This is a genomic window from Heliomarina sp. (assembly GCF_052826185.1).
The window spans coordinates 146,383-157,965 of record NZ_JBRBUI010000017.1; the positions used below are offsets into that span (position 1 = coordinate 146,383).

Here is an 11,583-nt window from a genome sequence, read left to right on the forward strand (position 1 = left end):
CAGTCTCAAAAGTTTCACATTTCACGTTCACATAAAATTGCCCAAGCATTTACTATAAAACATAAATTTTCGCGTGAGCGGCTATTGAATTCGCACGCAGAACTCTTAAAGGGCGTGTGCGATGTAATCGTGTTTGATTTTTCCCGGCGTCATTCTGCGGCACAGCGGAGATGAAAAATTCGCTCCGGGGTTGCGTCATCTGCTCAACGGGCGAAAAATGATGCATCCGCAGCAGGGAATGTCATATGACGCCGACACAGGATATCGTCACGCCACTCTACCACCAGATCACGCTGGTGCTCCGGCAGCGCATCGAGGCGGGCTATTACGGTCCCGACGGCCGCATCCCGTCCGAGCAGGACCTCGCCCGCGAATTCAGTGTCTCCCGTATTACCGTGGCCCGCGCGATCAACGATCTCGCGCAGGCGGGTCTTGTCGAAAGACGTCGCGGCGCAGGAACCCGCGTGGTCGGCAGCGCCCTAAGCCGCCCTGTGACCGCGGGCATCGGTTCGCTGTTGCAAAGTCTTAACGACATGGGCAGCCGCACACAGGTCAAGGTTCTGGAATTCGGGTTTACGGCTCCGTCCCCCGAAGTGCAGGCGGCGCTGGATCTGGATGCCGATGCGCGGGTGCAGCGTGCCGTTCGCGTGCGCAGCTACAAGAAAGAGCCGTTTTCCCACCTCACATCCTTCCTGCCGGATGATATCGGCAGCCAATTCGATGCGGATGACATGGGCAAACACCCCATCATGGACCTGTTGAAACGCGCCGGTATCAACGTCGGCAGCGCCGAACAAAGCTTTTCGGCGGCCCTTGCCGATCCGCAGACCGGCGCCGCGCTCGATGTGGTCGTGGGGACGCCCCTGCTCGCCATCGACAGGGTCATCCGCGATGGCAGTGGCCGGGGCGTGGAGTTTCTCAAGATTCTCTACCGCACGGATCGGTATCAATACCAGATGACGCTTGATGCCGCGGGCGAGAATGGCGCGAATACTTGGTCCACCACCGAAAACTGATCGCCCAGGCTTGATGAAACGGCAGGCAATCAACGCCAGTTGATCGCGTTCCTTCCGGCGCGGGGTTTACCTTCGGGCATCTTTGCGTATTGCTATATCAATAGATCAAATTCTGCGCTGCCCAGTCTGCGCGAAACGGAGGGCTGAATGGCTATCCATCGCATCGCCGCCGCACATGCGGCCTCAATCCTTCTGGACAAGGCCGCGTCCATCGCACTCGCCTGCGACATGATCGAAGAGGCGGGGAGCAAAGGCATCGAACTGCTGTGCTTTCCCGAAACCTTCGTGCCGGGGTTCCCCTACTGGATCAACCTCTACCCGCCGGGCAACCAGCACGGCATCCATTTGAAATACCTCGCGCAGTCCGTCGATATCGCGGCGGGCGATCTCGATCCCGTCTATGCGGCGGCGCGCAAGGCCGGGGTCTCGGTTGTGCTGGGCATCAGCGAGCGCGACGGCGGCACCATGTATAATGCGCAGGCCTTCATCGGGCCCGAGGGCGATCTGCTTGGGCTGCATCGCAAGCTGCAACCCACTTTTGCCGAACGTATGCTCTGGGGGCAGGGCGACGGTGCCGGGCTGATCGTGGCGGATATGCCGGTGGGCCGGGTAGGCGGGCTGATCTGTTACGAGCATATGATGAACCTCGCCCGGCAGGCGCTGATTTCCGACCGGATGCAGATCCACTGCGCCAGTTGGCCCACCTTTGCGACGCTCGCGAAACGCGGTGGCGCCTACGACGAAACCGTCGAAATCCTCATGCGCTCCCATGCCATTACCGGCCAGTGCTTTGTCATCCTCGCCGAGAATTTCGTAACCCAGCAATATCTCGACGTGATGGAGGAGGAGCTTGGCCCGCAGGCCGAAATCACAGCAGGCGGCGGTTGTTCCGCGATTTACGCGCCCTCCGGCGCCGTTCTTGCCGGCCCGCACAAAGGCGCGACCCAGGCGATCATCCACGCGGATGTCGAACTGGACGATATCTATCGCTCCAAGGTGCTCGCCGATACTGCCGGACACTCCTCCCGGCCCGAGGTCCTGCAACTGCAGGTCAACCGCAGCCCGGCGGAAACGCTGGTGGAGACAGGCCGCGCCAAATGATCTTGCCCGCGGGCAATCATTATGACATATTGATATAGCATTATACTAAGTCGGATGGCCGGACAGTGACCCAAAGAGACTATGGCGCAATCGACGCAGTTGCGAATATCTGGACCGCCGAGGCGCTCGCCGGGCGGCCCGACCGCGAGGATTTCTACACCGGCAAGATGAAGGTCGACCAGCAAACCTTTGAGGGCATTTCCCTCGAGGAAATGCTGGGCCGCATGGATAGGGCCGGGATCGAAAAGGCTTTTCTCATTGCCGCCAAGGTCGGGCCCCGTTTGCACCGCTCCTGCTACCATGTGCCTTACAGGCTGGTGGCCGACGCGGTGCAGAAATACCCCGACCGTTTTCTTGGCCTCGCGGGCATTGACCCGACCGAGGGGATGAACGGCGTCCGTGCCCTGGAAACGGCGGTGCGCGATGACGGATTTATCGGCGCGCATCTCTACCCGCACTGGTTCGAACTGGCCCCCGATCACGCGCGTAACTATCCGTTCTACGCCAAGTGTATCGAACTCGACGTGCCGATCCAGCTGCAGGTGGGCCAGTCGATGGTCTATGACAAGAGTTACCCCCGTCGCAGCGTAGGCCGCCCGATCACGCTCGACGCGGTGGCCTGCGACCTGCCCGAACTCAAGCTGATCGGCATTCATGTCGGTATACCGTGGACGGATGAGATGATCGCAATGGCGTGGAAACACGAAAACGTCTTTATAGGCTCCGACGCGCATTCCCCGAAATACTGGCCCGAAGCCTTTGTGAAATACATCAACTCCTACGGTCAGGACAAAGTCATCTTTGGCACCGACTTCCCGGTTCTGGATTTCGAACGCACCATGCGCGAGATCGACGATCTTAACCTGCGCCCTGGTCCCGAGCGCAAGTTCCTTCGCGACAACGTCCTGCGGATCTACGGGCTGGAGGGCTGACATGAACCTCGCCGAGTCGCTGGAAATTCACGCGGTCGCACGGCCCGACCACCCGGCTGTCATTTCCGGCGACACGGTTCTGACCCACGCCGAATTCGCCGCCCATGTCCGCGCCCTCGCGGCAGGGCTGGCCGCGAAGGGCATCGTCGCGGGAGATCTCGTCGGTGTCTGTCTCAAGGATACCATCGACCATCTCGCCGCGAATTACGCGGTGGTCCGGCTGGGCGCGATCCTGCTGCCGATGGATTGCCGTTGGACGCAGGAAGAAAAGGAACGGCTCGCCGAACATTTTGGCACCCGTCTTGTCCTCATCGAGGAGGACGCGGCCACGTTGAGTGCGGGCCTCACGGCGACCATCGCCGAAACCCTCTCGACAGGTGATGTGCCAGAAATCGCCCCCGGCGGCGGGGCCGGGTTGCTGCTGTCGCTTTCCTCCGGCACCACCGGGCGGGCCAAAGGCCCCTGTATCACGCACGATCACATGCTGCGCCGGTTCTGGACGCATTGGATCAATCTCGGCCTGAATGCCTCGGATCGCTATGTCTCGGCCACGCCGCTCTATTTCGGCGGCGGACGGACTTTTGCGATGTCCGTCCTCTTTGCGGGCGGCACGGTTATCCTCTTTCCGCCGCCGTTCAAGCCGGACCAGTTGGTCGATGAAATCGCGCGGGTTGATGCCACCAGCACTTTCCTAGTCCCGACCCAGCTGCGCAAGCTGATGGAGATGGACGACACCGCGCTTGCGCCGGCCCGCAACCTACGCACGCTGATTTCCAGCGGCGCCCCGCTGGACCCGGATGAGCGCATTAGCCTCTGCAACCGTGTCTGCGCGAATTTCATCGAATATTACGCCTCGACGGAAGGCGGCGGCGTGTCTATTTCCACGCCCGAAACCCGCCTGCGCGCGCCTGATTCCGTGGGCCGTCCGGTATTCGCGGTCGAAGTGCAGGTCGTGGATGACGATCACGCCCCTCTGCCCGCCGGTTCTGTAGGACGGTTCCGCTATCGCGGGCCCGGTGTTGCCGACAGCTATTACAAGGATGATGCCGCCAGTGCGGACGCCTTCCGCGACGGCTGGTTCTACCCCGGTGATCTGGCCGAGATCGATGAAGGCGGTCACATCCACCTGCGCGGCCGCACCAAGGATCTGATCATCCGAGGCGGTGTAAACATACACCCCGGCGAGATCGAAACGATCCTGCGCGAACACCCTTCGGTTTCCGAAGCCGCCGTGCTTGGTCGCCCCTCCAAACGCCTCGGCGAAGAAGTCGTGGCCTTCGTCACCGCAAACCCGCTGGACGAGGACGCGCTGACCGCATGGTGCAAAGAAAGACTCGCGCCCTATAAATGCCCGGTTGCCTTTATCGGTATCGACGACATGCCCCGCAACAGTGCCGGCAAAATCCTCAAGACGGAGCTCGCCGCGCAATTGCCGCAGGGCACGGCCTGATCCGATGACCCGCTTCGCTCCTGTCTTCAGCGCCCTAAGCGCAGCAGTCGAGAGGGGCAAGATACCCGGCGCGCATCTTCTTCTCTCGCGCCGGGGCGAAAACTTTGACTGGATGGGCGGCTATCGCGACCGTCAATCAGGCGATCCGCTGACCGCCGACACGCTTTACCGGCTCGCCTCGCTGTCCAAGATCATGACTTCGGTTGTCGCGCTGACCTATGTGCAGGAGGGGCGTCTGGACCTTTCCGATGAGGTCTCGCGCTATTTTCCCGCGCTTGCCGATATGAAGGTGGCTATCGAACGCGAAACCATCAGCGGCGAGCGGGCGATCAACCTTGTCGACCCCGAACGCCCGATGCTGGTGCATGACCTGTTCCGCCATACCTCGGGTCTCACCTACGGCCAGTTTTCCGACTCGCCGGTGCCGGCCGCGTACCGCGCGGCGGGTATGTCCGATCACGACCAGAGCCGCGACGACATCATCGCCAAACTGGCGACGCTGCCGCTCGCCCATCACCCCGGCACGACATTTGCCTATGGCATGTCGACGGATGTGCTCGGCTGGATACTCGAGGTAATCGAAGGCAAATCGCTTGAGGACATCTTTCGCGCCCGCCTCTTCGCGCCGCTGGGAATGGAGGAGGCCGCCTTTCGCCCCGCGCCCGACCGGATCGGTCGTATCGCCCAGCCTCAGCCCGATCCCGAAACCGGCGAGATACCGGTGCTCGGGTCGCGCAATTTTTACGAGGCCGGGTGGCTCTCCGGTGGCCACGGACTCTTTATCACTGCCGGGGATATGAAACGCTTCATGGCGATGCTCACCGGGCGGGGCAGTCATGGTCAGGCGCGTATCCTTTCCCCGGCGATCTTTGACTGGATGACCTCGAACCATCTGCCCTCGGATGTCCATTTCGATCCAGATTGCGACCTGCTCGGTCCGATGGCCCCGTATTCGGATCAGGGTCGGGGGTTCGGTCTTGGTGTGCTCGTGCGCACCGCGCCGGGACTGGCGTCCCTGCCGGGAACGCCCGGCGATTTTTCATGGTCTGGCCTCTCGGGGAGTTATGCCTGGGTCGATCCCGAACAGGACCTCTCCTGCGCGTTTCTCATGCAATCGCCGACCAATCGGCGCGAATTCATCACCCTGCTGCGGCGCCTCGTCTACGGCTGCCTGTAACGCTTGCAAAATGATCAATCGGCAAGGGCATGAGAGGATTTTCCCAAGAATCTATTGATCGACAGGCAAAGTTAGATCTAATGTTATATTAATATGACAAATAGCCTAACCGACTCGGATAGAATCTGTAAGAGACACCGGGCACGGAAGATCACCCAGAACCTGCGACGGGAAACGCAGGCATCCAGCAAAACGCAAATAGGGAAGATACAATGTCGAAACTAATCATGAACCGCCGGTCTTTCGTTGCCGGTATGCAGGGTCTCGCGCTCGGGACCGCGCTGACCGGTCTGCCGCGCCTCGGTAGTGCACAGGACCTCAAGAATGTCACCTATCTGACGCCCTTCGGCTACCTGATCAACTTTGCCGCCGCCATGTACGGCGACACCAGCGGCATCTTTGAAAAGCACGGCCTCAACGTCACTGTCGAAGGCGGTCGCGGCTCCTCGATGGCGGTTCAGCAGGTGACCGCAGGCCGCGCGCTGGTCTCGAGGACGGGCGGTACCGACCTGATCAAGGCCTATGCCAAGGATCCTTCGGTCGTCGCGATTGCCGAAATCTATGAACGCGATCTTTTCTACGTCATCAGCGCCGAAGACGGCGCAATCAATTCGCCCGAAGACATGGAAGGCAAGACCATCGGTATCGTCTCTCCCTCGGGCGCGACGGAAAACATCCTCGACATGATGCTCGCCGCCAAGGATATTCCCGCCGACGCGGTCAGCCGTGAAGTCGTTGGTAACGCGCCTGCCGCGTTTGAACTGGTGAAACAAGGCCGGATCTCTGCTTTCATCGCCACCAGCGATACCGATTTCCAGCTCCGTCAGGCAGGTGAACCGATCGTTTCCTGGTCGACCGACGACGTCGCGCTTTGCCCGGGTCAGGTTTACATGACCTCCAAGGCACCGCTCGAGGAAAGCAAGGAAGAACTCGCAGCCTTCCTCTCGGCTATTCAGGAATGTCTCGGCGTCATGCTCGAAACCCAGGACAAGATGGAAATCATCAATTCGATGGGTGCCAAGTACGACCTCGCCGAAAAAGGTCGCCCCGATGGCGGTCTGGCCGTTCTCGAATTCGGTATGCCGAATTACCAGCGTGCCTATGACGAGAAAATGGCCTCGGAACAGGAAAGCTGGGACAGCGCCTATAAGCTGATGGTCAAGGCTGGTCTGATCGAGGAACTCGAAGACCGCGACTTCTTTGACGACTCCATTCGTCAGCTTGCCTTCTCGTGACAATCGACCCCCATAAGACCGCTCTGATCGTGATCGACCCTCAGGTGTCGTTCTGCGATCCGGGCGGGTCCATGGACAGGCAGGGGCGCGCTCTAGCGCCCCTGCAACTTGCCGTGACGCAGTGTGTGCTGGTCGCCGACCGCGCCCGCGCCGCCGGGGCCACCATCATCTGGACCCGCATGGTTTTTGCGCCTGGCTATACCGATGGCGGAGAGCTGACCAACCGCATCCGTCCCAATCTCGCAAAGATCGGCGCGCTGGAACGCGGCAGCGGGGACGAGGAACTGTCGATGCTGGTCTCTCCGGCGCCCGAGGACGTGATCATAGACAAGCCCCGGTTCTCCGCGCTCATCAACACCGGGCTGGAACAGGTTCTGAAAGACCGCGGCATCAATACGGTGATTGTCGGCGGAGTCACGACCTCGATGTGCGTCGAGAGCACCGTGCGCGATATCGGTCAGCGCGACTATCAGACCTTTGTGCTTACCGATGCCTGCGCTGATTTCGATACCAAGGTGCACGAGGCGTCCCTTGCCGCCATGCAGTTCGGTTTCGCCAAGGGACTCAGCGTGGATGACGCCCTGACGCTTCTGAAAGGATGAATGTAATGACCCCAGCCAAGGCCGAAATGAACCCGGCGCCAGAGCATCAACCGGCCGACCTGTCGGTGTCGGCCGCAAAGGACGCGATGATCCGCCTCACCGGCGTCGAGCAGCGTTACAAGACGAAAGACCACGATGTTCTCGCCCTGACGGACGTGAACCTGAACATCGGCAAAGGCGAGTTTCTCGTGCTGCTGGGGCCATCGGGCTGCGGTAAGACAACCCTGCTGCGCATCATCGCCGGGCTGTTGCAATCAACCTCCGGCACGGTCGAAATCGACAACAAGCCGCTTTGGAACAAGAAAACCCGCAACGACGCCGCAATGGAGGAACTCGGTGTCGTCTTTCAGGAAGCGAACATGTTCCCGTGGATGACCATCGAGGACAATATCGCCCTGCCGCTGAAACTGCGCGGTGTGCCCAAGGCAGAACGCCGCGCCCGTGCGGCTGAGCTCTGCAAGATGGTCGGCATTGAAGGTTTTGAGAAACGCTGGCCGCGTCAGCTTTCGGGCGGTATGCGCCAGCGCGCCGCCATCGCCCGCGCGCTTTCGACGAAACCGCAGATCCTTCTGATGGACGAACCCTTTGGCGCACTCGACGCGATGACACGCGATGCGATGAACCTCGAACTTCAGCGCATCTGGATGGAAAGCGGCTGTACCATCGTGCTGGTCACCCACTCGATCCGCGAAGCGGTCTTCCTCGCTGACCGCATCCTTCTTTTGTCGCCGCGACCGGGCCGTATGGACACGATCACCGATATCAAGATCGAACGCCCCCGCGACACCTATGTTCAATCCACCCAAGGCTTCCAGGACTACGAGCTCAGCCTCCGTCAGCGCCTGGATTCCTTCGCCTGATCCCGCAAGGAGCCGATAAGATGGGAAAATACGCCGCCTGGGTCGCCACCCCTCTGGTTCTCGCCCTGCTGGTCCTGATCTGGCAGTTCTACGTTGTCGTTTTCGAGGTCTCGCCTTTCATCCTGCCGCCCCCGCTCGCGGTCTGGCACGCGACGGTCGAGCTGCTCTCCGAGCCCAAGACCTATTCGCATATTGCGATCACCGTTTATGAAACCGTCGCCGGATTCCTCATAGCGGTTGTCATCGGCATCGTCTTTGGCGGTCTGCTCGGCAAGATCCGCTGGCTCGAGCGTACCCTTAACCCGCTGATCGTTGGGCTTCAGGTTATGCCCAAAGTGGCGCTGATCCCGCTGTTTATCGTCTGGTTCGGTTTTGGTCCCACCTCCAAGGTCGTCCTTGCGGCGGTGATCTCCTTCTTCCCGATCATGACCAATACGATCCTTGGCATGAAATCCGTGGAAACCGGCCATCGCGACGTGATGCTCGCCCTGAACGCCTCGCGCTGGCAGACCTTCAAAGAGGTCGAATTGCAGAACGCGCTGCCCTTCATCCTTACCGGCATGGAAGTCGGCATCGTCCTTGCGACCATCGGCGCGATCGTCGGGGAATATCTCGGCGGCAGTCAGGGTCTCGGTTACATGGCCGTTGCCACGCTCAACGCCTTTGACGTGACCTCGATGTTCGGCGTGATATTCCTGCTGACCATCCTCGGTCTCGTTCTCTACTTCTTCGTCGTCATGCTGCGCCGCTTCGTCACCCCGTGGCACGAGGCCGTCACCTCGACCCGCGACTGACCACCCAGGCTGCCGATCAAGGAAATACACTCAGGAAAGGACCACATTCATGGGCCGCATCATCGACATCAGCACCAATTTCAAACCGCATACCGAGCTGAAGCTTTATGACGTGCTCGGCATCGACAAGGAAAACGCCAAGGCCATCGACCCCGAGGCCTACATCGCCGAGATGGACCAAAACGGCGTTTCGATGACGGGCATCATCTCGAACACCGTGCAAAACGGCGTCAAGGGCGAGCTGCTGATGACCCACGCGGACGAGGTCTATCCGGTGCTCCAGAAATACCCCGACCGGTTCTTCGGCTGGGTCGGGATCAACCCGCTCGGCGGGATGGAGACGCTGCGCTACATTGAATACGCGGTCAAGGAACTGGGCTTCAAAGGCGTCCACGTCTACCCGCACTGGTTCGGCGTACCGATCAATGACCGCACCTACTGGCCGATCTACGCGAAATGCTGCGAACTCGACGTGCCGATCACACTTCAGGTGGGCCGCCAGTCGCCCCGCTCTGGCGGCAAGCTCTGCGCGCGGCCCGAATGGATCGAGGACGCGGCTTTCGATTTCCCGGAACTGACCCTGATCGGTCTCCACATCGGCGTGCCTTACGACTTTGAAATGACAAGCGCCGCCATGTGTCACGAAAACGTCTACATCATCGCCGACGCTCATCCACCCAGCACATGGACCCAGCACTTCATCGACTACTGCGCCGGTCGCGGCTTTGCCACGATGGATGGCGACAAGAAGGTGATGTGGGGCACGGACTGGCCGGTGCAGACCATCACCCAGTCGCTCAAAGAGTTGCGCGAGCTGGATATCCCGCCTGCCGCAATGGAAAACCTGATGGGCGAAACCGCCATCAAGGTTCTCAAACTCGACGTACCGGCAGCCTGAACAGGCACGCGCTTCCGGCCCCACAGGGGCCGGATCAAGACTAGGATCTGGGAGACATATTAATGGTAAACGATGTCGTCACGCCGCTCTATCACCAGATCACCCTGATCCTGCGCCAGCGGATCGAGGCGGGCTTTTACGGGGCAGGGGGCCGCATCCCGTCCGAGCTTGAACTGGCCGGGGAATTCAACGTCTCGCGCATCACCGTCTCCCGCGCGATCAACGATCTGGCGCAAGCCGGACTGGTCGAACGGCGTCGCGGTGCCGGCACGCGGGTCATCGGCAGCGCCCTGAACCGCCCCGTCGTGGCCGGGATCGGCGACCTGCTGCAAAGCCTCAATGACATGGGCAGCCGCACGCAGGTCAAGGTGCTCGAATACGGTTTTGTCTCCCCCGCGCCCGATGTGCAGGCCGCGCTCGACATTGCCGCCGACACAAAGGTGCAGCGCGCCGTCCGGGTCCGGAGCTTCAAGGACGAACCCTTCTCCTACCTCACCTCTTTCCTGCCCGAAGAGATCGGCGCGCAATTCGACGAAAAGGCGATGGGCCGACATTCCATGATGGAGCTCTTGCGCATGGCCGGAGTCCGCGTCGGCAGCGCCGAGCAAAGCTTTTCCGCCGCCCTTGCCGATCCCCAAACCAGCGCCGCGCTGGATGTCGTTGTCGGGACGCCGCTACTGGCGATCAACCGCGTCGTGCGTGATGACGCCGACCGCCCAGTCGAATACCTGCGCATCCTCTATCGCACCGACCGCTACCAGTACCGCATGACAATGGATGGCGAGGCCGAAGGCGCCGCGCAATCCTGGTCCACGACCGAACATTGATCCAAGGGCCGCGCCCCGGAACAGCAAGACCGGGCCAACCCGCGCCCGCCAAGACAAAGGAACCTCACATGTCGGCTTCCCTCGCTGAAACCGCCCTGCTGATCGTCGATCTGCAAAACGACTTCATCCACCCCGACGGCGCTTATGGCCGCGCTGGCCAGTCAAGCGCAGACATCGCCGCGCTCCCCGAGCGTATCGCGCCGCTTGCCAAGGCGCTGCGCGCCGCCGGTGGCTCGGTCGTCTCCACCCAGTTCACCCTTGTTCCCGGCCGCCACGGCGAACCGCTCATCGCGCCGCATCTCAAGAAGCTGCGCCCTTTCCTTGGCGCGGGCGATTTTGAACCGGGCAGCTGGGGCAACGCGCTTGTCGACACGCTGCAACCGGCTGATTTCGCCGTGGAAAAAGTCGCCTATTCCGCCTTTTACATGTCGCGGCTCGAACTGGTGCTGAACCGCGCCGGTCTCAAGCGGCTGATCATTTGTGGCATCGTCACCAATGGCGGAGTCGCCGCCACGCTTCGCGACGCCCATGTGCGCGATTTCGAAACGATCCTGCTCAGCGATGGCTGCGGCGCGTTCAAGCGCGAAACCCATGACGTGACCATTGCCTCCCTTTCCACCGTCAGCCCCGTGATGACCTGCGCCGAAGCGCTCGACATGGTGGAAAGCGAGGCCAACGCTTGACATTAGTA

General features: G+C 61.0%; 12 protein-coding genes. All 12 read left to right on the plus strand.

The genetic code is table 11. The features are described 5' to 3' along the window. Window positions 1–245 precede the first annotated feature (245 nt). A complete protein-coding gene (locus ACU0FH_RS06055; protein WP_446193800.1) occupies window positions 246–1,016 on the plus strand; it encodes a GntR family transcriptional regulator in 771 nt (256 codons plus the stop codon). A 147-nt stretch (window positions 1,017–1,163) separates the two neighbouring features. Then, window positions 1,164–2,117, plus strand: a complete 954-nt coding sequence (locus tag ACU0FH_RS06060) for a carbon-nitrogen hydrolase family protein (RefSeq protein WP_446193801.1) — start codon at window positions 1,164–1,166, stop codon at window positions 2,115–2,117. Between the two features lie 65 nt (window positions 2,118–2,182). Further along, complete coding sequence (locus ACU0FH_RS06065) at window positions 2,183–3,049, plus strand: amidohydrolase family protein (protein ID WP_446193802.1); 867 nt, start codon at window positions 2,183–2,185, stop codon at window positions 3,047–3,049. A 1-nt stretch (window position 3,050) separates the two neighbouring features. After that, window positions 3,051–4,499: a class I adenylate-forming enzyme family protein gene (locus ACU0FH_RS06070; protein WP_446193803.1), complete on the plus strand. Its 1,449-nt coding sequence runs from the start codon at window positions 3,051–3,053 to the stop codon at window positions 4,497–4,499. Window positions 4,500–4,503: 4 nt separating this feature from the next. After that, the gene (locus ACU0FH_RS06075) at window positions 4,504–5,676 is read left to right on the plus strand and encodes a serine hydrolase domain-containing protein (RefSeq protein ID WP_446193804.1); all 1,173 of its coding nucleotides are present in this window, start codon (window positions 4,504–4,506) and stop codon (window positions 5,674–5,676) included. A gap of 212 nt (window positions 5,677–5,888) precedes the next feature. After that, on the plus strand, window positions 5,889–6,911 hold the full coding sequence (locus ACU0FH_RS06080) for an ABC transporter substrate-binding protein (protein ID WP_446193805.1): 1,023 nt from the start codon (window positions 5,889–5,891) through the stop codon (window positions 6,909–6,911). Then, a complete protein-coding gene (locus ACU0FH_RS06085) occupies window positions 6,908–7,513 on the plus strand; it encodes a cysteine hydrolase family protein (RefSeq protein WP_446193806.1) in 606 nt (201 codons plus the stop codon). The genes ACU0FH_RS06080 and ACU0FH_RS06085 overlap by 4 nt, the downstream gene beginning before the upstream one ends. Before the next feature lie 5 nt (window positions 7,514–7,518). Next, complete coding sequence (locus ACU0FH_RS06090) at window positions 7,519–8,373, plus strand: ABC transporter ATP-binding protein (protein WP_446193807.1); 855 nt, start codon at window positions 7,519–7,521, stop codon at window positions 8,371–8,373. 20 nt (window positions 8,374–8,393) lie between these two features. Continuing rightward, complete coding sequence (locus tag ACU0FH_RS06095; protein ID WP_446193808.1) at window positions 8,394–9,167, plus strand: ABC transporter permease; 774 nt, start codon at window positions 8,394–8,396, stop codon at window positions 9,165–9,167. A 49-nt stretch (window positions 9,168–9,216) separates the two neighbouring features. Next, complete coding sequence (locus ACU0FH_RS06100) at window positions 9,217–10,065, plus strand: amidohydrolase family protein (RefSeq protein ID WP_446193809.1); 849 nt, start codon at window positions 9,217–9,219, stop codon at window positions 10,063–10,065. A 62-nt stretch (window positions 10,066–10,127) separates the two neighbouring features. After that, complete coding sequence (locus ACU0FH_RS06105; RefSeq protein ID WP_446193810.1) at window positions 10,128–10,892, plus strand: GntR family transcriptional regulator; 765 nt, start codon at window positions 10,128–10,130, stop codon at window positions 10,890–10,892. A gap of 68 nt (window positions 10,893–10,960) precedes the next feature. After that, the gene (locus tag ACU0FH_RS06110; protein ID WP_446193811.1) at window positions 10,961–11,575 is read left to right on the plus strand and encodes a cysteine hydrolase family protein; all 615 of its coding nucleotides are present in this window, start codon (window positions 10,961–10,963) and stop codon (window positions 11,573–11,575) included. The last annotated feature ends 8 nt before the right edge of the window (window positions 11,576–11,583 follow it).